We start from the raw sequence: 22,729 nt of genomic DNA on the forward strand, positions 1-22,729 counted from the left end.
TTGATTGATTGCAAATAAATTAAGTTAGAGTGACTATATACGAAATTCTAGGTAGCACACCCCCGCAAACAGGGGGCTCCCATTTAAAATAATTAGAATACACTCATGGCCAATACAACACTTTGCCTGCGCACTTTGTCTGCTAAACCGTATTTTTTCGTATTGAGTATGTGTGCCATGGCGCCTGCATCCGCACAAGAAGCCTTACCCACCTCAGCTTATTTTGGCTTAGAAACGATGGCGCCTGCAGGGGGTTGGGGGATTCGATTCGAGCAACGCAGTAATCATTTTGACCACCGTTTTGATGACAACGGCCGCTTGCGTGATCTGGGGGCAAAATTCGATGCCATCGATTTAAATGCCAATGTGTTTCCGGCTTTATCGGCATTAGGCGCAAGTGCCTCATTGGGAAACACGCGCTTTAAAAGCGAAACCAACAACCAGATCAGTATTCTCACGCTCGGCTACGGCCTCACGCAGGACATCACCTTCGGCGCCATCATTCCTTATGCCATGTCACAAACGAAGATCCAGTTTGCCGTGGACGGCGGCAATGTCGGCGCAAACCCTTCTTTTGATGCTAACCAGCCGCTGGGGGCAGCAAACTTTCCGTTTGCCCCAGCAGGCGGGGGTATCGCGCCGATGGGCACCAACGGTGTGCAAAATGTGCTCAGCAACCCCGCCTTTGGTTATCAGTATAAAGCCCTACAGAATACGCGCACTGAGGGGCTAGGCGATCCCACCCTTGGCGTGTTGTGGCGCGCATACAAAGCGCCGGGAGAGAGCCTGATTATCGGGCTGGGCCTGCGATTAGGGCTAGCAAAAAAAGATGACCCAGATAACTTGTTGGACACCCCGCTAGGCGACGGCAGTCAAGACGTTCGCACACGTTTTGAGTATTTTCGTGACCTTGGCGCCAATCTCGACTTGCACCTGCTGGCGGATTACAACTGGCAAACCGCTGACAAGGCCACCATGCGCATTCCCGAGCCAGGTCAAGTATTAGCCCTGGCCAGTAGCAAACAACGTTTACGACGTGACCTAGGAGACTACTACGAAACGGACATTGAACTTGGCTACCGCTGGTCGAATTGGCGGGTATCGACCACTTGGCACCGCTACGAAAAAAAATCAGACACCTATCGCTCGAGCTTAGGCACGGACACCGCTAGCCTGCAACAAAACACCTTCACACGCGCCGACCAGTACCGCATCAGCGCCTCATGGAGCGGCATTCAGGCCTGGCAGCAAGGCAAACTGCCACTGCCCATCATTGTAAAACTAGAGCTACAAGAAACCTTTGCTGGCCGTAATTTTGTCGATGTGAGCGATATTTACCTCCAAGTGATCACCCTATTTAAATGATCGTTGACACCCACTCAAGACGCTTTGCTTATTTTGCACGCCAGCGGTGGTTGCGCGGCATACTCTGCTTGCTGTTGGTGTGTGCGCCCTTTCCTACCATGGCTGCAATTGCCAGTGGCGTCAATCTGACCCAGGGCTGGTTCACGCCCAATGCACAAACCACGCCGCCCAATGCGCAAGCAGCTTGGCAAGCGGTGAATATGCCTGATCTGTGGAAGATTCAACATCCACAAGCCGATGGCCACGGCTGGTATCGATTTGAATTTGACTACCCCGGGCTAGACCCGCAACAGCTTTATGCACTTTATCTTTCACGACTAAGCCTCAATGGCGAGGCCTATTTGAACGGTCACAAAGTGGGCTCAGGGGGTGCATTCAGCGAGCCAGTCGCCCGCTACTGGAACCGTCCGCTGTTGTTTAACATCGCGCCCGGCGTGCTACAAACAAAACACAACACGCTCTATATTCGAATATTGGCACCACGCCATTCACAGGGCATGCTCTATGCGCCAGAGATCAACCTGCTGCAGAACCTGCAGCCTCGTTATGAGCAGGCAAAGTTTATTCGCATCACCCTTAATCAAACCTCAAGCTTGCTGATTATCGGTATCGGCTTGTTAATGCTGAGCTTGTGGTGGCGACGCCGACAAGACACAGCATATGGCTTGTTTGGTTTGGCCGCTTTTATCTGGGCGTTGCAATCACTCAATTTTTATATCATCACGGCACCGCTGCCTACCCCGCAGTGGGAGCTATTGGTCAATGCCAGCTTTCAAGCCATTGCGACTTTGTGGCTCATTTCGTTGCTGGATTTTGTCGGTATTCGTCTGCAGCGGTTTAACCGCCTGCTATGGGCCATGTTAGTGCTTTCACCGATCAGCTTGTGGTGTATGCCCGCGGCTTATTTCACCCTAGCGACGGATTTCTGGCATCTGTTGACCATGGCAGTGGTGGTGTTTGGCCTCACGCTGCTGGCCAGAGAAGGCTTTGTGCATCGTAATAAAGACGCAAATTTACTGCTACTGACACTGAGTCTGATTTTGCTGTTTGCTTTTCATGACTGGCTGATCCATACCAACATTGCAGGACTCAACCAATGGATGACTGGGGAAGAATATCTGATGCAGTTTTCTGCCCCCGTGCTATTTCTGATCGTGGGCCTGATGATGACCTCGCGCTACGTGGGCGCACTCAATAACTACGAGCAACTCAACTTGCAACTTGAACAACGGGTCATTTCAAAACACCAAGAACTCAACCAAAACTTTCAACAATTACAATCGATTCTCAAAGAGCAGGCCACGCTTGAAGAACGCGAGCGCATCTATCAGGATTTGCATGACGATCTTGGTGCGAAGTTGCTCACGCTGGTGTATCGGGCGCAAACACCGCACAACGCCGAGCTGGCCCGATCTGCGTTGCAAGACTTGCGCGATGTGGTCTCGCGTGCCGGCGCAGAGAGTGTACCCGTCACTTATGCCATGGCAGATTACCGCATTGAATGCGAAAAACGGCTAAGTGATGTGCATATTCAGCTGATTTGGGATAACCAAATTTGTGAGGAGCACCTGCACCTAACACAACCGCAAGTGCTCAATCTAGGCCGGATTATTCGCGAAGCCGTCTCCAACGTCATTCGGCATGCCCAGGCTACGCGTGTGAGCATCCGTTTGTGTGCAAATCATGCCTACTTGCAACTAGATATCTGCGATGACGGCATCGGCTTGCCCAACACTCACGACAATACCAAAGGACGTGGTTTAAGCAATATCCAAAAACGGGCCGCGCTATTGGGCGGAGAAATCCACTTTGCGTCCGCTGACAACGGCGGACTTCGACTGAGCCTCCGCCTGCCCCGGCAACATTTACAAGTCAAACAGACCTGACCCTAGTCGCTTGCTTTACCCTGTTCTGCCCCCCTGTTCAGGGGGTGCACTTAGCACACAAAACTCACTAGTATTGGATCGTATTAATTTAGCCATCCATTCACAGGAGATGTTTATGAGTTCATGCAAAAAGTACCTAAGCCGGATTGTTGTGGCAGCATTATTCGCAAGTAGCTTCACTGCCGCACAAGCTGCAACTTCAACGGCAATCTTCTGGGGGCCAAGCGCTTACCTTTCCGCAAATGATATTCCTGTCGGTTTTTATGCCGGCGGCAGCCCACAGCTGCTAGACACGCTTGAGGATGGTTCGTTGGATGCCTCTCTGAGCGCAAATAATGGCGCTGTGTATGGCCCTACTGGCATTGCAGATTCGGTAGATTCGGATGATGGCAACATTGACGGCTTCGGGACCGCCGGGCGCAGTTGGTTTTCCGGCACAGTGACGTTTACCTTTGTTGGCAACGGCCCCTTGCCAACCGCCTTTGGTCTCGTCTGGACCGATGGCTCAGGCACAATTACCTTTAGTGCCCAAGATGCCAATGGTCAATCGCTTGGCTCTAACGCATTTAATGGGATTCCAGACAACACTTTTGGCGGCACCACCGGCGATGACCGTTTTTTTGGAGTGCAATTTGCAGGTGGGATTAAATCGATCACGATCGGCACAGGCGGTGGCATTGAAGTAGATCATATCCAGTATGGACAAATGGTGAGCAGCGTGCCGGAGCCATCTTTAGCCCTAATGTTAAGCCTGGGCTTGATGAGTCTAATTAATCTGCGTCGTAAAAACGATACCACTACTTAAAAATGACGGCCTGATTGATTCATATTTTTGCAATAGGGAGAACCGCATGTATCGTCTAATCACTCAGGTCATCGCTATTTGCTTTGCCAGTACGATGGCCGCCCCGGCTTCTGCTGCATTCACGGTTTACAGCGATCAAGCAAGTTTTTTAGCCGCAGCAGGCACACTCAGCACCGAAACCTTTAACAATGTGAGTGCTGATATTGCCGCCAGCAGCGCAGGGGCGGCGATCGCCGATTTCACCGTCAATGGGAATGCGATAGTTGACGCGCCGTCAACCTCGATAGACATCAACGGCACAGGCAACCTTTACCTCAACATCTCTTACGGTGGCTGGGCGGACTTGATATTTAATCAGCCGATCACCGCATTTGGCATGAAGATGAACAATAGTCGCCTGCAGTTACTATCTATCAATATTGACCGTATTGGGACCGGCACGGGTGAATATCATCACATTGCTTCGTATGCAGCGCCCGACCCTTATGTCAATGATCAATCTTTCAACGGGTTTCTCGGCTTCACCTCTGATATGGCATTTAACCGTATTGTATTTTCAGGGACCGGATGTTGTGCCAGTACATTTGCTGTGGATGATGTGGTCTACGCCACGACCCTCGCCAACCCGGTGCCTGAGCCACTTAATCGAAGCTTGCTAGGCAGTGGTTTGGTCACCTTGCTTATACTTAGCAGAAAAAACGCGGTGATTCAGCTTGCCTTGGCACTTGCTGGTGCACATACCGCGCATAGTGCCAACGCAAATGCTAGCGCATCAACTTCACTTAGGCATCTTTCCACTTAATAGAGCAGCCGATGCTGGCAATCTGCTCGCGCGGACCTGCACCAGTCTCGGCCACCTGCTGCATGGCCTTAAATAACTCTCGTGTGCTCTCGGGGGCGGTCTCTTTACGGCTTTCATCAAAACGACCGCGGTACTGTAAGGCGAAATCTTTGTTAAAGCCAAAAAAATCTGGGGTGCACACCGCATCATAAGCTTTCGCGACCTGCTGGGTTTCATCCAGTAAATAGGCGAAGGGTAACGCGAGTGCCTCAAACAATTTTTTCATCTCGCTAGGGCTGTCTTCAGGATAATCCGAGGGATCATTGGACATGATAGCCACCGTATTCACACCCAGTGCTTTTAATGCGGTGACGTCAGCGATCAAGCGCGGCAGAATTGCCTTCACATATGGGCAATGGTTACAGATAAACATTACCAGCAGGCCACGCGGGCCCATACTGTCAGCAAGGCTGACCATACTGCCATAGACATCGGGCAGGTTGAATTCGGGGGCTTTCCAGCCAAAATCGCACACGGGTGGGCTAATGCTTGCCATTAAAATGACTCCTGCTGATCATTGAAACCACTATGGTACGTGATTCAGTCGGTGAGGTGAATCTTGCTTTGATGCCGTGCCCGCTTTAGCCATTTTGGTTACAATGACAAGCATGAGTAATTTACGATTTCATCATCCGTCAGCATTAACCATCGGCACACACACGGCCTTAAGCGAGAACGCCATGGCGCATGCCGTGCGGGTAATGCGTTTAAAAGTAGGGGATACGCTACATCTATTTTGCGGCGATGGGTTTGATTATGCCTGCGCCCTCACCAGCATTGAAAAAAAGTCTGCGCAGGTTGAGGTGCTCAGCCGCAAAGCCATTGAGTGTGAATCGCCGCTGTCGATCCGGCTGTTGCAGGGCATCTCCAGTGGGGATCGCATGGACTTCACCATTCAAAAAGCGGTTGAACTGGGTGTCACCGAGATTTATCCGTTGAGTACTGAGCGTTGTGTGACCAAGCTCAGTGGCGACCGTGCCGAAAAACGGACTGAACATTGGCAAGGGGTCGCCATCGCCGCCTGTGAGCAAAGTGGACGCGCCATTGTGCCCACCGTCCATGCCCCGCTCAGCTTAGTGCAATGCCTGGGCCAGCATGCCTCGCCAGAGACGCTCAACCTGATACTAGACCCCGTTGGCGCGCAGCGACTAGCCAGCTTTAGCAAGCCTCAACAAATGATTCAGTTATTGATCGGCCCCGAGGGCGGCTTAAGTGCGGCCGAAATTGCACTTGCCAGACAACACCACTTTCAATCGATCGTGATTGGCCCCCGCATCTTACGCACCGAAACCGCGGCACTCACTGCGATCGCGAGCATGCAGGCGCTATGGGGCGACTTTTAGCACCTAAGGAACCGATGCATCATGTTTCATGATCAAGCAACACTGGCGTGGATGGCTCGCGCCCCAATCCACACCCACGGCTTTCTCAAGAGGCGTTGCGCATGCTCGCAGTAATGTTGCAGATGGCGCTGCTGATCGCCACCGGCATCCTCTGGCAACGGTTCGCTCCTCAGCATATCTCCGGGCTATCACACAGACGGGCACTAACGGATCTGGTATTTTGTATTTTGTTACCGGCTCTGGTGTTGGATATTTTATGGCGAGCGCCCTTTGATGCGACCACGCTCAGCTTCGCGCTGACAGCCCTGAGTCGTCTGACCGTGGCAGCGGTGTGCATGTGGCTAACGCTACAACTGTTGCAGCGACTGATGCCCATTTCGCGCGCCCAGCAAGGTGCGCTGATGTTGGCGGCGATCTTCCCCAATGCGACCTACTTGGGGCTACCAGTCACCAGTGAGGTACTGGGCGACTGGACACACGAAATTGTGCTTAAATTTGACCTTTTCGCCTGTACACCTGTGTTACTCACGCTCGGCATGCTGCTCGCGCAAAGCTACGGCCAAACCGAACAAAAATCCCATCCCTTACGTGCGCTATTGACCGTACCGCCACTGTGGGCGTTGTTGCTAGCAACCGTGCTCAATCTCTGGCAAGTGCCGCAACCGGTCATGATCGCGCATGCCCTACACACCTTGGCAGGTGGCGTGGTGCCATTGATGCTGATTGCCCTAGGCATGAGCATCCGCTGGGATACTTTTAAACTCAGACTCATCCCTTTGCTATTGCCTGTATGCCTCATCGGATTATGTATTGCCCCCATCGCAGCATGGTGGGTGGCTAAAGCGCTTGGACTACACGGCGAGCAACTCACTGCCTGCGTGCTACTGGCGGCCATGCCAACCATGGTGTTCGGGATCGTGATTTGTGAGCGATATCGTCTTGATGGCGCCTTGTACGCTGCTGCGGTGTTTATGAGCACCCTACTCAGCATCGGTAGCCTTTCAGTCTGGTTTACGGTGTTGCAATCCCCAGCTGCGGGCACTTGAGCAAACAACCGGCACAGCACCCTCCTACGTCATATGACGTGTTGCCTCGCCCCCTCACCCTTTTTATGATGTGAGCTATTCGGTGCGTGTTTGATACAACACGCATTCAGCACCGCCCAAATGATGTGGTCACATGGTTGCCAGGTTGAAAAAAATATGGCTAAGCGACCAGCCGAACCACAAATGCGTTGGGATGCAAGGTTTTACCGGATGCGAAAATAGGAAGAACGCTGGTTTTAGCTTATTTTCGCCCCCGGAATGGGCAACGCTGACAACAGGTATTGAGCAAACGGCCGAGCAACCGTGTTCATCGTTCAATGTGCCTGACGCCAGTGAGTTGATGTTGACGTAGTCTCTCTGTTCTTGACCTCATATGACGGCTTATGCCGTCATTTTTTTCATCTTTATCCGCTATAAATTTGCATTTAAAGCTATATCAAATTACTATTTTGCAAAACAACCTCTTTATTTGCAAATATGATTGGCAATAACATTAGGAATTTGCGTAAATCGCAAAATCTAACCTTACAACAACTCGCCGCCCGCATGGGCACAGATGCGAGTAACTTGTCGCGCATTGAACGCGGCGAGATCGGCATTTCAGAAGCGTTGTTACGTGCGGCTGCACAAGCACTCAACACCACGCCGGGGCGCTTGTACGATGCCGACCTCACGCCAGTCTCACTCACCAATACACCGCCTGCGATCCTATCCCAGGCCAACAGCAAAGACTTTGTGCATTGGTTTCGCTCGGCAGCGCCTTATATTCATGCCTTTGGCGGCAGCACCTTTGTGATTGCCTTTGGGGGTGAAGTGGTCAGCGAGCAACAATTCATTGCACTCTCACACGACCTGAACCTGCTCGCCAGTCTAGAGGTTCGGTTGGTACTGGTGCATGGCGCACGTCCACAAATTGAGCACCGCCTCAAACGCGACAACCTCACCCCTAAACTCCACAATGGTTTACGGATTACCGATGATGCCGCGATGCAAGCGGTAAAAGAGGCCAATGGCGCCATTCGCGTCGAGATTGAATCACTACTTTCAATGGGGATTGCCAATTCCCCCATGGCAGGAAGCGATATCCGCGTCGCCAGCGGCAACTTTGTGACGGCGAAACCGCTGGGAGTGCGCGACGGCGTTGACCTGCAACACACCGGTGAGGTGCGTAAAATTGATGCGATTGGGATTCAAAAACGGCTTGATGACGGTGAATTGGTGTTGTTGTCCCCCATGGGTTACTCGCCCACAGGCGAGACCTTTAACTTATCCCTTGAAGACGTTGCGGTGAGTGCCGCCGTTGCACTAGATGCCGAAAAACTGATTTTTTTGATGGACTCCGCTGGGGTGCATAATCTACGCGGTGAACTACTGCGTGAGATGACTTCGGCCAAGGCCAAAAACCTGCTGCGCAACGTGCAGGAAAGCGATGTGCCTATCCACTACTCAGAAGACGTCAATTACTATTTGCCTGCCGCTGTCCGCGCCTGCGAACATGGCGTAACCAGAACGCACCTAATTTCTCGTCATATTGACGGAGCCATTGTGCAGGAACTGTTTACCCGGCAAGGCATCGGCACCATGGTGACCGAACTGCCGTTAGAAACCATGCGCCAAGCGAATATTGACGATGTGGGCGGCATTCTGATGTTGATTGAACCGCTCGAAAATGAAGGCATTTTGGTGCGTCGCGGGCGCGAACGGATCGAAATGGAGATCAATTATTTTTACGTGATGGAACATGACAACCGGGTCATCGGTTGCGCCGCGCTCTATCCGTTCGCACAAGAGAAAATGGTGGAGTTTGCCTGCCTAGCGATTGACCCAAGTTATCGCGGAGGCGGCCGTGGCGACAAACTATTCAATTATTGTCAGGCACAAGCCAGTCAAAAGGGTTTTAAACGGTTATTCTGCCTGACCACGCGCACTGAGCACTGGTTTCTCGAGCGCGGCTTTACTGAGCAAAATATTGATCAGCTGCCTGATGAAAAACAAAAACTTTACAATTTTCAAAGAAAATCCAAAGTTTTCATCAAACCCTTATGAGTTTTTAGCTAAAATTCAGGCTGACGCTGATTAAACCTAATCGCCTGAAGATTGAATGAAAGTCTGACCCATGCATAACGCTACCGCCAACCAAAAAGCGCAAACCCTGTCCGAGGCATTGCCATACATTAAACGGTTTTTTGATAAAACCATTGTCATTAAATACGGCGGCAACGCGATGACTGACGAACACCTCAAAGAGTGTTTCGCGCAAGATGTGGTGTTACTCAAACTGGTAGGGATGAACCCAGTAGTGGTGCACGGTGGCGGACCGCAAATTAATGAAATGCTGGATAAACTTGGCAAAAAAGGGGAGTTTATTCAAGGCATGCGCGTCACGGACGCCGAAACCATGGACGTGGTTGAAATGGTGCTCGGTGGGCAGGTCAATAAGGAAATCGTCAACCTGATCAACCGCCATGGCGGCAAAGCTGTGGGCCTGACCGGTCAAGATGGCAATTTTATTCATGCGCACAAATTGCTGATGGAGGACCTCAAAGACCCTACTAAGATGATTGATGTTGGTCAGGTGGGCGAAATTTCAGCCATTGACCCGAGTATTATTAATTTTCTCGATAGCGGCGACTTTATTCCAGTGGTCGCGCCGATTGGGGTTGGTCGTGACGGCGAGACCTACAACATTAATGCAGACGTAGTCGCTGGTAAATTGGCCGAGATCCTCAATGCTGAAAAACTGATTTTGCTCACCAACACGCCTGGCGTGCTGGATAAAAATGGACAATTGCTCACAGGCCTCACACCCAAACAGATTGATGATCTCGTTGAGGATGGCACGCTCAGTGGCGGCATGCTGCCTAAGATTGGCTCTGCACTTGATGCCGCACGTTCTGGGGTTAAGTCTGTGCATATTATTGATGGTCGCGTCGAACATGCCCTGTTACTCGAAGTGCTCACCGACGAGGGCGTCGGCACACTGATTAAGGCGAAATAAGCCAAACCTCAGCGGCTGATATCGACATGGCGGAGATCATCCTCTACAGCAATAAACTTTCTCGCGGCCGCGCGGTGCATTGGTTGCTGGAGGAGTTGCAGGTACCTTATCGCATAGAACACCTGGCGTTTGGGGAGGCGATGAAAGTCAGCCAATTCCGCGCCATCAACCCGATGGGCAAGGTCCCCGCGCTGACGCACGGTGACGCCGTGGTGACTGAGACGCCGGCCATACTGACTTATCTGGCAGAGCACTTTGCCGAAAAAGGGCTCATCCCTCCTGCTGGCAGCTCGGCGCGCGCCGCGTTCTATCGCTGGATGTTTTTTATCGCTGGCCCACTGGAGGCAGCAACCTCGGCCACCTTTCTTGGTTGGCAAGCCCCCGAGCGCACGCCGCTGGGTACCTCCTGCCAAGGTTTTTTAGGCTATGGCTCATTGGACCTGACTCTCGATACGCTAGATGACTTGCTGCAGCAGTCTGCATACGTCTGCGGCAACACATTCACCGCGGCAGATATCTATCTGGCCTCACATTTGGCATTTGGTATGCGCTACACGCAGGCTTATCCACCGCGGCCATCTTTTACCGCTTATCTCGATCGTTTATTGCAACGCCCAGCCAAACTGCGTGCGGATGCCGCCTGACGCAACGCCTAGTAGCATGTCCTCGCCGGTATGGATTTTCGATCTAGACGATACCTTACATGATGCCTCAACGCATATTTTTCCTGTCATGAACCAATCCATGACGCAGTATATGATGCGAACGCTGGCGTTAAATGAGATGGAGGCGCACCATCTTCGTCAGCATTATTGGCGCGTCTATGGCGCTACCCTCAAAGGACTCATGCGCCACCACGGCGTTAATCCGCACCACTTTCTCGCTGAAACCCATGCCTTTCTGACCGACGATATGGTGCAAGTCACCAAACAATTGCGCCAGCTGCTGCAACGCTTACCCGGACGAAAATGTATCTTCACCAATGCGCCGCGAGACTATGCAATGCGCGTATTGCAAGTGCTGGGCATTGCAGACTGTTTCAGCTTGGTATTCAGTGTGGAGTCCAGCCGTTTTCATGCCAAGCCCAGTGTGCGCGGTTTTCAGGTGTTGTTGCGCCAGTTGCGTTGCCGTGCGGCGGATTGCACCCTGTTCGAAGATAGTCTACCCGCTTTGATGACAGCGAAGAGATTGGGCATGCGCACCGTATGGATTAGCCGACGGTTGCATAAACCAAACTATGTGCAATATAGGTTATCGCATATGTTGGCGCTCACTCACAGCCCGTTGAAAAAAGTCTCTAATTCGTTCACGCACTGACAGAATGCGGTTAAAATACTGCATAAAATAATGAACCCTCATCGGGACGGATCCGGAAATATCACCATGGCCACCATCAACAAAGAAGCGCGGGCGAACCGTAAACAGCAAATTTTAGAAACGCTTGCGGGCATGCTGCAGACGCCTAAAGGTGAAAAAATCACCACCGCGGCGCTGGCAGCCAAGCTAGACGTCTCCGAGGCCGCGTTGTATCGGCACTTTGCCAACAAAGCCAAAATGTTTGAAGGCCTGATCGAATTTATCGAAGGCGCTTTGTTTGGCGTCATGAATAAAATCACCACCGATGAAACAGATGGCCTCAAACAGGTGCAACTCATGTTGCAAACTATGCTCAAGTTTGCTGAACGCAATCCTGGTATGTCTCGCGTACTGATTGGCGATGCGCTGGTCAATGAAGACGACGCGTTGCAAGCACGCATTAACCAACTGCTGGATCGTCTCGAAGCCAGCCTGAAACAATCTTTGCGTATTGCCGAGGCACAGGGTCACAAATTGCACGATGCCGGCACTGCTGCCAATACCATGATTAGCTTTGTGTTGGGCCGCTGGCACACCTTTGCCAAAAGTGGATTTAAGCGCAAACCGAGCGACAACTTGGAACAACACGTCACACAATTGATCACAGGTTGTTTGCAATAAGCAGCCTCAGAAAGTTTTAAAGCATGGAAACCACCGTTTTTGGCATGAATGAAGCTCAGCTGACAGAGTTCGGCATGAGCTGGGGCCTAGCCGCCCTGATGCTGTTTATTGTATTTATCGTCGGTAATTTAGCTTGGAAATCCAAAGCGGGTAAGACCGGCACGTTTGCGCTTTTTCTGGCACTTACCTTAGGCTTAGTAGGCTTTTTAGCCAAATTCGCCATTCAGCATTATCTCAATATTCAGTAATAGCCTGATGTTTAAACCCAGTCAGACTGGGGGCATGTTAACAACAAACTGATCACGCTTGACTGCACTTGCACTGGCGTGCCAAGGCTATTTTCCCGCGCGCGCATAGTCTATTTTTAGTTAGATAATAAGGCCTCGAATGGGCGGCAACCTGGTGTCACACATCCACCCAGCCATCATGAATGGGCTCACCCCACGTAAATTAACGCACTCTTACGCGAATCGTACAAAAGGGCTATTGCAGGCAAAGCCCGAGTCCATTAGTCTGGTAATTAAATTATTACCAATATTTGCCGTATGGATCATTCACTCCCTAACGACGAAAACATCTACAAAACCCTACTCGAATCCACGCAGGCGATTCCTTGGAAAATCGACTGGGCCACCAAGCAATTTACCTACATTGGCCCACAGATTGAATCATTGTTGGGTTGGGCCCCTTCTACTTGGCAAACGGTGGATGATTGGGTGTCGCGGATCCATGAAGAGGATAGAGCGCGTATTCTCAATTTTTGCGTAGAGCAATCACTCCTCGGTTTAGATCATGAAGCAGACTATCGCGCGCTCACCGCAGATGGCAATTTTGTCTGGATTCGTGACGTAGTGCATGTGATCAGAGCCAGCAATGGTGAGCCTGAAGCCTTGGTTGGTTTTATGTTTGATATTAGTGAACGTAAAAAAACGGATGAAAAATTGCAACTCTTGCAAATGCAGCTCGAAGAGTTCTCTTATCAAGACGGTCTGACTGGTGTGGCCAATCGCAGAATGCTTGACCGAATATTAGAGCGGGAATGGTTAAATGCAAAACAGCGGCAACAACCGCTTGCACTGATCATGATGGATATTGACTACTTCAAACAGTTTAACGACTTTTATGGGCATTTGCGGGGGGATGAAGTACTCAAACAAGTGGCAGAAATTTTGTCGCATACCGGTGTGCGCGGCAGAGATTTTTTTGCGCGTTTTGGCGGCGAAGAATTTGTATTGGTGTTACCTGAGGCGCCACTCAATGCCGCGCGCAGGATTGCCGAACGTTGCAGACAATTGATTTTTAAAGCCCAAATACCGCATGAACAATCCGAGATCAGCCACATATTAACCATCAGCATGGGTGTCGGCAGCATCATCCCTAACGCCTCCGATGACTTGCAACACTTCATCGATTCAGTGGATCAGCTCATGTATGAGGCCAAACATCAAGGCCGAAACCGCATCGCTAGCCCATCGGCGCAACGCGCAAACTAAATAAAAAAAGGGGCACAATTGTGCCCCAATGACCTGCTGGCCCAGCAGGTGAGTAGAAGTAATTTACCCCCACAGAAAAGGCATCTACTTCTTTTATAAAACAGTGCTGCCGGGGAATCTTGTTTCTCACCCAAAGCTGCAAAATCAGTTAGATGATACCACATTGTTAATAAATGTTAATTATTTAAGTGGCGCTGATGCAGTATTAAGTGATTTAGTGAATGAATACTTGATGGACGAAATGAAGTGGATGGCGGGCGCCCTCTATCTTATTAATGCGTCAAAGATAGCGCTTCGGCAATCGCTTGTTGGCGGGCAGCGAAAATGGCAGATTTGATATGCGTAGGGCCGTCACAGGTGCGTGCAATCGCCCCAGCATCCACCGTCAAGGCCGCTAGCAGGGCACGGGACAGATGATCTGCGTCATCGAGAGGGCATTGCTCTAATCCTAGGCGACCCCGGCTATCACATTCACATGCCAGCAAAAAATCATCGAAACGGGCACGCTGACGGAAAGCATCGAGCGCTTCTAAAAACTGTAATAGCGTGCTGGCCTTCATCTGCCGCACCGCATGTAATTTGCCATGATACTTGGCGACGACTAAGGCGAGGTCTTTGCAGTCATTCGGGACTTTGAGTTTGCTGACGACCTCGTGAATCAGCGCAACACTGCGCAATTCATGGCCGATATGGCGTGGCAACACGTCGGCTGGGGTGGTGCCCTTACCCAAATCATGCGTGAGAGCGGCAAAGCGCACTGGCAAGCTGAAGCCCTGTTTGGCGGCATAATCAATCACCATCATCACATGCACACCCGTATCGATTTCAGGGTGATAGAGCGCAGTTTGTGGTACGCCCCACAAGGCATTCAGCGCGGGTAAAATCTTGTGCAGTGCGCCGCAGGCGCGTAGCGTTTCAAACATACGGCTGGGTTGTTGCTCCATCAGCCCTTTGGCAAGTTCTTGCCAAACCCGCTCTGGCACCAGTGCATCCACCTCACCAGCAGCGACCATCTCACGCATCAGCGCAAGCGTCTCAGGCGCGATGGTAAATTCGGTAAACCGCGCCAAAAACCTCGCCGCGCGCAGGATGCGTACTGGATCTTCAGCGAATGCATCCGTGACATGGCGTAATGTTTTTTGCTGAATATCGATTTGTCCGTGAAACGGATCAATCAGCTGCCCGTCGTCCGTTTGGGCGATGGCATTAATGGTGAAGTCACGTCGTGCGAGGTCTTGTTCAAGCGTGACTGCTGAATCGGCATAGACACTAAACCCTTTGTAGCCTTTGCCGGTCTTGCGCTCAGTGCGCGCGAGTGCATACTCCTGATGGGTGTCTGGATGCAAAAAAACCGGAAAATCTTTTCCAACCGGGCGATACCCTGCGGCGATCATTTGATCCGGTGTGGCGCCAACCACGACATAATCGCTGTCTTTCACCGCTAAACCGAGTAATCGGTCGCGGACTGCGCCTCCAACCAGATAAATCTGCATGACTCGCCCTAAAATGCTGCCCTAGCGCCTAGCGCCTAGCGTTAATGACGCGCCCTGCCGCAGCCCGAAACTGGTCATAGGCGCCACGTGGATTGTTTTTGACCAAATAGCCAGAAATCACCGCAAACATATCGGTGGGCACCACGCACAATTCATTTGCCATCGGCTGTTGGCAGACATTATCAACTTGCATCGATTTTACGTTGTCGCGCGAGAGTAGTTTAATCGGCAACTTCTGCATGAAACTGCCTTGCATCAAAGACATTTTCAGATTCAGACCTAGAATCGGGCGTTGCACATGGATGGTATTCATCACTGCCTCAATGATTTGTTGCAGGGTCATGATCGCAGGCCCGCCCAGCTCATAAGTTTTACCATAGGTCGCTGATTCTTCTACCGAATTGACCATGGCCGCAGCGACATCTTCCACCCAAATCGGCTGAAACTTGGCTTGCGGCATGGCCAGAGCCAACACCGGCACTACTTGGATCAGCTTAGCGAACAGATTGATAAAACGATCGCGGGTACCAAAAATGACTGAAGGTCTAAAAATAGTGACATGCAGTTTTTTACTGAATTCCATCACCGCCAAATCCCCAGCCGCTTTACTACGTAAGTATTCACTCGGCCCATTGACGGAGGCTTGCAGTGCGCTCATGTGGAGCAAACGCGGAATATGCAGCTCATCACATAATTGCGCGACGCGACGCGGAAACTGATGGTGCATTTTTTCAAAGCCGTTATCACGGGTTTGATGCAGAATGCCGATCAGATTAATGACCACATCACTGCCTTGCAACTGCGCTTTGAGGGCCGCGGGCTCGTGGATATTGGCCTCCACCACTTGCACATTAGGCAATAAAATCAAGTGTTTGGCTTGTTCACGTCGGCGCGTCAGCACTTTGACTTGATAGCCGGCCTGATCCAACCGGGCAATGACACTACTGCCGACAAAACCGCTACCACCTAATACAGTCACTTTCTTCATCATACTTATTCCTGATACGTCATGCGATGGATGATATTGTACCGAAAAACAACAGGCACACTTACTCTTGCTCTGAAATGCTAATGGTCGTTGTCACACTTTCAATCTCCCCTGTGCTGCGGGCTGGAATCGTGCCAAGTCGCTTTTTCAGCGTCAACATTGGTAACCCTAGTCTAGGCGCATACATATGCGCATTGGCTAAGACTTTTTTCACATAATTGCGTGTTTCACTAAAGGGGATCGTTTCCGCATAAATGGCGCCCTCGAGCGGCGTATTCGCCGCCCAGCGTCTAGCCCGGCTAGGCCCTGCGTTATAGGCAGCCGTCGCCATCACTTCCTGACCGTTAAAGGTATCCAAGGTATACCGCATATAAAACGTGCCCAAATTCACGTTGGTATCAATGTCATGCAACATGCCGTCATGGTAACTGCTCCAGCCGAGTTTTTTCGCGATCCACTTGGCGGTGGTTGGCATGACTTGCATTAAGCCGCCAGCGCCCACAGAGGATTTTGCATAATGCATAAAGCGGCTTTCCTGACGAATAATGCCATACACCCAGGCCTCATCAATGGCGCGACTACGTGAAGCTTTTTGCAGGTAATCCCGATAAGGCGTCGGGTAGCGCAACTCAAAGTTATGGGTCCGCGTGGTCTTGTCCGCCGCCAACACCGCAAGATCATACCAGCCCTTTAACATGCCATATTGCGCTGCAACCAACCGGCTAGCGTCATCTAACCCATCTTGCAAATACATCCACTCAAGCCTCGCTTCATAGCGCGCCTCCACCTCAAACAAAGCTTCCATGCGTTTGACCGCGGGTAGTTTTGAAAATTGCCGCACCTCTTCGTCGGTAGGTTGGTAGGTGGCCATGGGCTCCCCGGCGACAGGGCCTAAGTCTTCAGCCGCAAGCCAGCCGTAAAAATGGCGCTCTTGAGAGAGCTTGGCCAACATCTGATTTGCATCTGCCTGCTGCCCTTTTACAATCAAGGCCCGCGCCCTCCAATAGCGCCATGTAGACTCTTCAGCCAGTGCCGCAGGCATGTCATTAATTACTTTCAGCACCATGCCCCAATCCTGTTGACGCAAGGCACTTCTGGCATACCACTCCCATTGCTCGCTACTGAGGGTGGCCGTATTCACTTTTGCAAAAGCCGATAGCGCTTCTGGCTCATGCTTGCGCGCCGATTCAAGGGCCATATAGGCTTGCGCAAGTTGCTTTTCATCGTGATCCAATAGTCCGCTGTATTTCTGATAAGTGGCTTTGGCCAACGTCAGGTCGGCTTTGGCCTGACGGTGAATCGCATACAAATACAAAGCGCGGGCATAGGGTGAACGCTCTTGAATACCGCCTTTTTTCAAGGCTAACGCGGGATTTTGCGCCATGTCATCAATCTGTTTCAACAAACCACTATCCGTTTTTTGACTGCGCTTTGCCAGCACTTTTGCCAAGCCTGTTTTATTGGTGAATAAGGCGTCACGATAAAGGGTCAGCAATAACTTCTCATCCAGCACCCCGACTTGCTGCAACGCTTCGAGCATGCCCTGACAATCGGCGGGTAAATCCTTGCCCGCCAATAATAGCTTTTTGCCTTCTTCGTAAGCGTTTGGGTCATCCAGCGCAATCCCGGCCTGCACCTGATAACATTGATTGCCCACATCATTGAGGCTGTAATACATGGGCATTTGACCACGCATTTCGACAAACTGATCCCAAAACTGTACGCGTCCAAGTCTTTTCAACCAAAGCTCTCGAACGCGTTGCGATATCAGCGATTCGCTGTTTTCTTGCAAGAATGCTTGCACCTGATCATAAGAGAGTTGATCCACCGTTAGAATCATTTGCCAATATTGCAAATAAGGTAGCAAGGGAGAGCGGCGTTGCTTCAGCGTCTCCGTGGCTTCTAGCAGCATAGGCAGATTGCGCGTTTGGTAGGCCTGTTTGGCTTGCAAGTAAACATCGCTATCACCAGCAAAGACAGACTTGGCAAAACCGAGCAGGCATAGGCCAACAAAAAGGAGGGAAGTAAGTCTAGTCTTCATATGTCACAAATCGCGTGCTTGACGCGATGACAATTAAATTCTGGCCAGGCGACTCAGAAAGAAAAATAGCAGTAGCAGCAGCAATACCACAAAGCCACCCCGCCAAACGATTTTCAACCAGCGCCAGTAGCGTGGTTGCCCGGTTTGCCAGCCTAACAGCACCAGTATCAGCGTACTGATCACCAGCACTGTAAATAATATTCGTATCCACCACATATCAGTCGTCGCTTAGCTGCATCAGGCAGGTAACAAAGGCGCGGGACTAAAATAGTCGCGTTGCTTGACGAAGCCGACCGGCGCATGTGCATCATTCTCAAAAGTGCAATATTCCCAAGCACTGTCATCTGCTAGCAAGGCGCGTAACAGTTGATTATTCAAGGCGTGGCCCGATTTGAAAGCGGTAAATTGACCAATAATGGGATAACCCAAAATGTATAAGTCACCGATCGCATCCAGCACTTTATGCTTGGCAAATTCGTCTTCGTAACGCAACCCACCACCATTCAGCACTTTATATTCGTCTAGCACAATCGCATTGTCTAGACTGCCGCCCTTGGCTAAACCATTGGCACGCAGATACTCCACCTCATGCATAAAGCCAAAGGTGCGTGCACGACTGATTTCATCCACATAGCTTTGGCTATCGTAATCAATGGTGACTGTTTTGCCTGAGTACTCGAACACAGGATGCGCAAAATCAATCGTAAACTCGGCTTTAAAGCCATGGTGCGGCGTAAACTTTGCCCATTTATCGCCATCTATCACTTCTACCGGCTTGAGAATACGCACAAACTTCTTCGGCACCTCGAGCTCGGCCAACCCGGCTGTTTGCAATAAATAGATAAACGGCCCCGAGCTCCCATCCATGATGGGCACCTCGGCTGCCGTCAACTCTATCAACACATTGTCTACGCCCAAACCGGCAAGGGCAGACATTAAATGCTCCACAGTAGCAACGCGCGCACCTGAAAACTCTAGGGCGGAGCTCAGGCGAGTATCATTCACTGCCGTCGGGTCAACCCGCATGGCAGGCGTGTCGGGCAAATCGACACGCTTGAATACCACTCCATGATCAGCGGGCGCAGGTTTGAGCGTCAGGGTGACTTTTTCACCGCTGTGAAGCCCAACGCCGGTGGCGCTGATCGATTGTTTAAGCGTGCGTTGCTTTAACATGGTTTTCTCTGTATGAATGGATAAGCTCATTATAAGCCAATCCAACCTGCATCACTAATCAGCCTGCTTACGCAAGAACGCTGGAATATCATATTCTTCAATGCCAGAATTCTTCATTGCTTCCACTTGGGCACGGCGACTGTTGCTGGTAAATACCGCTGGCTCATCTTCTTCAACCGTATTGAAAATCGGTTGATTCGTCGTACCATCACGCAAGGTAGTCATCACCTTCAGTTCAGGTTTGGCCTGACGTTTTCCAACAGAGCCGTTCAAACCTGTAGCGACCATGGTCACGCGCAGATTGTCACCCATGCTTTCGTCCATGACATTGCCGACAATGACAGTCGCATCTTCTGCAGTGAATTCTTTGATGGTATTCATCACATCATAGTATTCACGCATTTTGAAGCTCGCGCTGGCACTGATGTTCACCAACACGCCACGTGCATTTGCCAAGTTGACATCTTCGAGCAATGGGCTGGCCACCGCTTGTTCAGCTGCAATGCGTGCACGGTTTGGGCCGCTCGCTTCGGCAGAGCCCATCATTGCCATGCCCATTTCGGACATCACGGTGCGTACGTCAGCAAAGTCGACGTTGACCATGCCTGGGCAATTAATGATTTCAGCAATGCCTGACACGGCGTTGTGCAATACATCATTGGCGGCGCGGTATGCTTCAACCACGGTCACATCTTCACCCAATACATCCATTAACTTTTCGTTTGGGATAACGATAAGAGAGTCTACGTATTGCGAAAGTTCTTCGAGGCCTTCTTGCGCCACTTTGGCACGCTTGCCTTCAAAGGCGAACGGCTTGGTGACCACGGCAACCGTCAAAATACCCATTTCACGTGCCACTTCGGCAATGATAGGCGCTGCACCTGTGCCGGTGCCGCCACCCATGCCTGCGGTAATAAACAGCATGTCAGCACCGTCAATGGTTTCCGCGATGCTATCGCGATCTTCGAGCGCAGCTTCACGGCCAATTTCAGGTTTTGCCCCTGCGCCCAAGCCTTTGGTAATGTCAGAACCAATTTGCAGCACGACTTTTGCATGGCTCTTTTTCAACGCCTGCATGTCAGTGTTAGCGCAAATAAACTCTACGCCCGTCACGCTCTTGGTCATCATGTGTTCTACCGCGTTACCACCGCAGCCACCCACACCAATGACCTTGATTACCGCGCCGTCATTCTCTTTGTCAAAAATTTCAATCATACTAACCCTCCATTGCCTATTATTTGAGTGATTGGTTTGCCCCGCACACCCGCCCTAAAACATTAAAAAAACTACCCTCTAAAAATTGCCGGTAAACCAGCTTTTCATGCGCTCCAGCAATCTGCCCACTGACCCAGATTGCAAGTTACCCACCATTTGTTTTTCTACCTGTTGCTTGGCCATCAGCAACAAGCCTATGCCGGTGGCATAACGTGGATTACCCACTACTTCGGATAACCCTTCCACCCCTCTGGGCACGCCCAGACGGACCGGGGTGTGAAAAATCTCTTCGCCCAGCTCGACCATGCCGCGCATCTGCGCTGCACCGCCGGTGATCACAATGCCAGAGGCAATCATGGATTCCATGCCACTCCGGCGCAGCTCTTGCTGCACGAATTCGTAAATCTCTTCGACGCGGTCTTCAATCACCTCGGTCAGTGCCTGGCAAGACAATTGACGCGGTTCGCGACCATCGACTGCGGGCACCTCAACCACTTCGCGCGGATCGGCCAGCTGGCGCAAAGCGCAGCCGTGTTTAACTTTAATTTCTTCAGCCGATTGGGTCGGTGTGCGCAAGGCCACCGCGATGTCATTGGTGATCTGATCGCCCGCAATCGGAATCACAGCGGTATGCCGAATCGCGCCATTTTTAAATACCGCCAAATCGGTTGTACCGCCGCCAATATCCACCAAACACACACCCAGCTCTTTTTCGTCGTCAGTGAGCACCGACTCACTCGACGCTAGCGGCTGTAAAATTAGGTCGCTCACTTCTAGGCCACAGCGCTTGATGCACTTCACGATGTTTTGCGCAGCGGCAATCGCACCGGTCACAATATGCACACGAACTTCTAGGCGAATTCCGCTCATGCCCAATGGTTCACGCACATCTTCTTGACCGTCGATAATGAATTCTTGAGTCAGAATATGCAGAATCTGCTGGTCTGCCGGCAGGGCAATCGCACGCGCAGTTTCCACCACACGGTCAATATCCATTTGTGAGACTTCACTCTCTTTAATCTTCACCATACCGTGTGAGTTCAGGCTCTTGATATGGCTGCCGGCAATGCCTGAATACACGGTATTAATTTTGCAATCTGCCATCAGTTCGACTTCTTCAATCGCGCGTTGGATGGCTTGCATGGTGGAATCAATATTCACCACCACGCCTTTCTTCAAGCCGCGTGAAGCATGTTGACCCACACCGATAATTTTCAGCGTGCCCTCGGGCAAAATCTCGGCTGCAATGGCAACAATCTTCGAAGTGCCGATATCCAGCCCTACGATTAAATTCTTATCTTCTCTGACTCTACTCATTTATTTTCCTTGACCTACATTCTGGCAGTCTTATTTTCTTAGGCGCCACCGCGTGGCATGCGCAAGGCAAAGCCGTTCGGGTAACGCAAATCGGCATAACGCCAGTCACTTTCTGCGATATTGGCTTGCTGGCGGTACGCCGACACAAACTGTTGTAATCGCTGCCGGGCTGATTCACGTCCCAGCATCATTTGTCGACCATCGACCGTTTTAATTTCCCAAGCACGCCGCGAAGACAAACTCAACTGCTGAATCTGCAGTGAGGTTTGCGACAGCATCTGCGCAAAACTCGCATAGCCTTGGGCAACTTCTTTCACCGCATCGCCTGGCCCATAAAATGTGGGCAATTGCGCATCAGAGGCAGCCTGAAACAACTCACCATAGCGATTCACCAGTGCCACCCCGCCCCAACGCCCCAAGGCCTGATGCTCCTCAATCTGCACCACGATGGTGTCGGGCCATTGACGACGCACGCTCACTTTTCTTGCCCAGGGCAATTTCTCAAATGCCGCACGGGTGCGTTGTAAATCGAGCGTATAAAAATTGCCTTTGAGGTACTTGCTCACAATCAACTGAATCTGCTCGTGATTGACGTGATCGAGGTTGCCCTCAACCTGCACTTGCTTGACCGGAAAAATGGGCAAATGCAACACCACGAATAACAAGGCGTAGAGCAGCATCACCACCGCCAGCGAAAACAGCAGGTTAGCGATCCAGTTCAGCAATGTTGGTTTGTCCCACATCGTGC

At 51.1% G+C, this 22,729-nt stretch carries 22 protein-coding genes; 13 read left to right on the top strand and 9 right to left on the bottom strand.

From position 1 onward, the window contains the following. The first annotated feature begins 105 nt into the window (after positions 1-105). From FIT99_RS10550 to FIT99_RS10565, 4 genes are all read left to right on the top strand, one after another. Positions 106-1,365, top strand: coding sequence for a transporter (locus FIT99_RS10550; protein ID WP_140004245.1), 1,260 nt, complete (start codon positions 106-108; stop codon positions 1,363-1,365). Next, on the top strand, positions 1,362-3,251 hold the full coding sequence (locus tag FIT99_RS10555; RefSeq protein WP_140004246.1) for a sensor histidine kinase: 1,890 nt from the start codon (positions 1,362-1,364) through the stop codon (positions 3,249-3,251). The genes FIT99_RS10550 and FIT99_RS10555 overlap by 4 nt, the downstream gene beginning before the upstream one ends. A 115-nt stretch (positions 3,252-3,366) precedes the next feature. Then, complete coding sequence (locus FIT99_RS10560; protein ID WP_189524748.1) at positions 3,367-4,056, top strand: PEP-CTERM sorting domain-containing protein; 690 nt, start codon at positions 3,367-3,369, stop codon at positions 4,054-4,056. Positions 4,057-4,102: 46 nt separating this feature from the next. Next, positions 4,103-4,858: a hypothetical protein gene (locus FIT99_RS10565; protein WP_140004248.1), complete on the top strand. Its 756-nt coding sequence runs from the start codon at positions 4,103-4,105 to the stop codon at positions 4,856-4,858. Here the strand turns inward: FIT99_RS10565 and FIT99_RS10570 are convergent. Next, positions 4,839-5,393 (bottom strand): thioredoxin family protein, encoded by a 555-nt coding sequence (locus tag FIT99_RS10570; RefSeq protein WP_140004249.1) that lies wholly within the window; start codon positions 5,391-5,393, stop codon positions 4,839-4,841. The two genes, FIT99_RS10565 and FIT99_RS10570, sit on opposite strands and share 20 nt — an antisense overlap. Before the next feature lie 112 nt (positions 5,394-5,505). On the opposite strand from FIT99_RS10570, the gene FIT99_RS10575 reads away from it, so the two are divergent. From FIT99_RS10575 to FIT99_RS10615, 9 genes are all read left to right on the top strand, one after another. Further along, positions 5,506-6,240: a 16S rRNA (uracil(1498)-N(3))-methyltransferase gene (locus FIT99_RS10575; RefSeq protein ID WP_140004250.1), complete on the top strand. Its 735-nt coding sequence runs from the start codon at positions 5,506-5,508 to the stop codon at positions 6,238-6,240. A gap of 101 nt (positions 6,241-6,341) precedes the next feature. After that, complete coding sequence (locus FIT99_RS10580; RefSeq protein WP_140004251.1) at positions 6,342-7,286, top strand: AEC family transporter; 945 nt, start codon at positions 6,342-6,344, stop codon at positions 7,284-7,286. 477 nt (positions 7,287-7,763) lie between these two features. Then, positions 7,764-9,332 (top strand): amino-acid N-acetyltransferase, encoded by a 1,569-nt coding sequence (gene argA / locus FIT99_RS10585; RefSeq protein WP_140004252.1) that lies wholly within the window; start codon positions 7,764-7,766, stop codon positions 9,330-9,332. Between the two features lie 70 nt (positions 9,333-9,402). After that, complete coding sequence (gene argB / locus FIT99_RS10590; protein ID WP_140004253.1) at positions 9,403-10,284, top strand: acetylglutamate kinase; 882 nt, start codon at positions 9,403-9,405, stop codon at positions 10,282-10,284. A 26-nt stretch (positions 10,285-10,310) separates the two neighbouring features. After that, on the top strand, positions 10,311-10,928 hold the full coding sequence (locus FIT99_RS10595; protein ID WP_140004254.1) for a glutathione S-transferase family protein: 618 nt from the start codon (positions 10,311-10,313) through the stop codon (positions 10,926-10,928). 16 nt (positions 10,929-10,944) lie between these two features. Then, positions 10,945-11,601 carry a pyrimidine 5'-nucleotidase gene (locus FIT99_RS10600; protein WP_140004255.1) on the top strand — a complete coding sequence of 219 codons (657 nt, stop codon included), beginning with the start codon at positions 10,945-10,947 and terminating at the stop codon, positions 11,599-11,601. Between the two features lie 66 nt (positions 11,602-11,667). Further along, positions 11,668-12,261, top strand: coding sequence for a nucleoid occlusion factor SlmA (slmA, locus tag FIT99_RS10605; protein WP_140004256.1), 594 nt, complete (start codon positions 11,668-11,670; stop codon positions 12,259-12,261). 23 nt (positions 12,262-12,284) lie between these two features. Further along, the gene (locus tag FIT99_RS10610; protein WP_140004257.1) at positions 12,285-12,509 is read left to right on the top strand and encodes a DUF2788 domain-containing protein; all 225 of its coding nucleotides are present in this window, start codon (positions 12,285-12,287) and stop codon (positions 12,507-12,509) included. Positions 12,510-12,806: 297 nt separating this feature from the next. After that, positions 12,807-13,754 (top strand): GGDEF domain-containing protein, encoded by a 948-nt coding sequence (locus FIT99_RS10615; RefSeq protein WP_140004258.1) that lies wholly within the window; start codon positions 12,807-12,809, stop codon positions 13,752-13,754. Positions 13,755-14,026: 272 nt separating this feature from the next. Here the strand turns inward: FIT99_RS10615 and FIT99_RS10620 are convergent, their stop codons facing one another. From FIT99_RS10620 to FIT99_RS10655, 8 genes are all read right to left on the bottom strand, one after another. Further along, positions 14,027-15,247: a multifunctional CCA addition/repair protein gene (locus tag FIT99_RS10620; protein WP_140004259.1), complete on the bottom strand. Its 1,221-nt coding sequence runs from the start codon at positions 15,245-15,247 to the stop codon at positions 14,027-14,029. A gap of 28 nt (positions 15,248-15,275) precedes the next feature. Beyond that, on the bottom strand, positions 15,276-16,238 hold the full coding sequence (locus tag FIT99_RS10625; RefSeq protein WP_140004260.1) for a complex I NDUFA9 subunit family protein: 963 nt from the start codon (positions 16,236-16,238) through the stop codon (positions 15,276-15,278). A 58-nt stretch (positions 16,239-16,296) separates the two neighbouring features. Beyond that, a complete protein-coding gene (locus FIT99_RS10630; RefSeq protein ID WP_223261191.1) occupies positions 16,297-18,276 on the bottom strand; it encodes a transglycosylase SLT domain-containing protein in 1,980 nt (659 codons plus the stop codon). Between the two features lie 33 nt (positions 18,277-18,309). Continuing rightward, the gene (locus FIT99_RS10635) at positions 18,310-18,492 is read right to left on the bottom strand and encodes a hypothetical protein (RefSeq protein ID WP_140004261.1); all 183 of its coding nucleotides are present in this window, start codon (positions 18,490-18,492) and stop codon (positions 18,310-18,312) included. Positions 18,493-18,513: 21 nt separating this feature from the next. Then, on the bottom strand, positions 18,514-19,449 hold the full coding sequence (gene lpxC, locus FIT99_RS10640; RefSeq protein ID WP_140004262.1) for a UDP-3-O-acyl-N-acetylglucosamine deacetylase: 936 nt from the start codon (positions 19,447-19,449) through the stop codon (positions 18,514-18,516). Positions 19,450-19,503: 54 nt separating this feature from the next. After that, on the bottom strand, positions 19,504-20,664 hold the full coding sequence (ftsZ, locus tag FIT99_RS10645; protein WP_140004263.1) for a cell division protein FtsZ: 1,161 nt from the start codon (positions 20,662-20,664) through the stop codon (positions 19,504-19,506). Between the two features lie 78 nt (positions 20,665-20,742). Beyond that, positions 20,743-21,981: a cell division protein FtsA gene (gene ftsA / locus FIT99_RS10650; RefSeq protein WP_140004264.1), complete on the bottom strand. Its 1,239-nt coding sequence runs from the start codon at positions 21,979-21,981 to the stop codon at positions 20,743-20,745. Between the two features lie 38 nt (positions 21,982-22,019). Continuing rightward, positions 22,020-22,724 carry a cell division protein FtsQ/DivIB gene (locus FIT99_RS10655; protein ID WP_140004265.1) on the bottom strand — a complete coding sequence of 235 codons (705 nt, stop codon included), beginning with the start codon at positions 22,722-22,724 and terminating at the stop codon, positions 22,020-22,022. Between the last annotated feature and the right edge of the window lie 5 nt (positions 22,725-22,729).

Origin of the sequence: Methylophilus medardicus, assembly GCF_006363955.1 — a bacterium.
Lineage (GTDB): Bacteria > Pseudomonadota > Gammaproteobacteria > Burkholderiales > Methylophilaceae > Methylophilus > Methylophilus medardensis.

Coding starts and splice junctions, on each gene's coding strand:
- FIT99_RS10550 (WP_140004245.1), top strand. CDS start 106: ATGGCCAATACAACACTTTGCCTGCGCACTTTGTCTGCTAAACCGTAT.
- FIT99_RS10555 (WP_140004246.1), top strand. CDS start 1,362: ATGATCGTTGACACCCACTCAAGACGCTTTGCTTATTTTGCACGCCAG.
- FIT99_RS10560 (WP_189524748.1), top strand. CDS start 3,367: ATGAGTTCATGCAAAAAGTACCTAAGCCGGATTGTTGTGGCAGCATTA.
- FIT99_RS10565 (WP_140004248.1), top strand. CDS start 4,103: ATGTATCGTCTAATCACTCAGGTCATCGCTATTTGCTTTGCCAGTACG.
- FIT99_RS10570 (WP_140004249.1), bottom strand. CDS start 5,393: ATGGCAAGCATTAGCCCACCCGTGTGCGATTTTGGCTGGAAAGCCCCC.
- FIT99_RS10575 (WP_140004250.1), top strand. CDS start 5,506: ATGAGTAATTTACGATTTCATCATCCGTCAGCATTAACCATCGGCACA.
- FIT99_RS10580 (WP_140004251.1), top strand. CDS start 6,342: ATGCTCGCAGTAATGTTGCAGATGGCGCTGCTGATCGCCACCGGCATC.
- argA (WP_140004252.1), top strand. CDS start 7,764: ATGATTGGCAATAACATTAGGAATTTGCGTAAATCGCAAAATCTAACC.
- argB (WP_140004253.1), top strand. CDS start 9,403: ATGCATAACGCTACCGCCAACCAAAAAGCGCAAACCCTGTCCGAGGCA.
- FIT99_RS10595 (WP_140004254.1), top strand. CDS start 10,311: ATGGCGGAGATCATCCTCTACAGCAATAAACTTTCTCGCGGCCGCGCG.
- FIT99_RS10600 (WP_140004255.1), top strand. CDS start 10,945: ATGTCCTCGCCGGTATGGATTTTCGATCTAGACGATACCTTACATGAT.
- slmA (WP_140004256.1), top strand. CDS start 11,668: ATGGCCACCATCAACAAAGAAGCGCGGGCGAACCGTAAACAGCAAATT.
- FIT99_RS10610 (WP_140004257.1), top strand. CDS start 12,285: ATGGAAACCACCGTTTTTGGCATGAATGAAGCTCAGCTGACAGAGTTC.
- FIT99_RS10615 (WP_140004258.1), top strand. CDS start 12,807: ATGGATCATTCACTCCCTAACGACGAAAACATCTACAAAACCCTACTC.
- FIT99_RS10620 (WP_140004259.1), bottom strand. CDS start 15,247: ATGCAGATTTATCTGGTTGGAGGCGCAGTCCGCGACCGATTACTCGGT.
- FIT99_RS10625 (WP_140004260.1), bottom strand. CDS start 16,238: ATGATGAAGAAAGTGACTGTATTAGGTGGTAGCGGTTTTGTCGGCAGT.
- FIT99_RS10630 (WP_223261191.1), bottom strand. CDS start 18,276: ATGAAGACTAGACTTACTTCCCTCCTTTTTGTTGGCCTATGCCTGCTC.
- FIT99_RS10635 (WP_140004261.1), bottom strand. CDS start 18,492: ATGTGGTGGATACGAATATTATTTACAGTGCTGGTGATCAGTACGCTG.
- lpxC (WP_140004262.1), bottom strand. CDS start 19,449: ATGTTAAAGCAACGCACGCTTAAACAATCGATCAGCGCCACCGGCGTT.
- ftsZ (WP_140004263.1), bottom strand. CDS start 20,664: ATGATTGAAATTTTTGACAAAGAGAATGACGGCGCGGTAATCAAGGTC.
- ftsA (WP_140004264.1), bottom strand. CDS start 21,981: ATGAGTAGAGTCAGAGAAGATAAGAATTTAATCGTAGGGCTGGATATC.
- FIT99_RS10655 (WP_140004265.1), bottom strand. CDS start 22,724: ATGTGGGACAAACCAACATTGCTGAACTGGATCGCTAACCTGCTGTTT.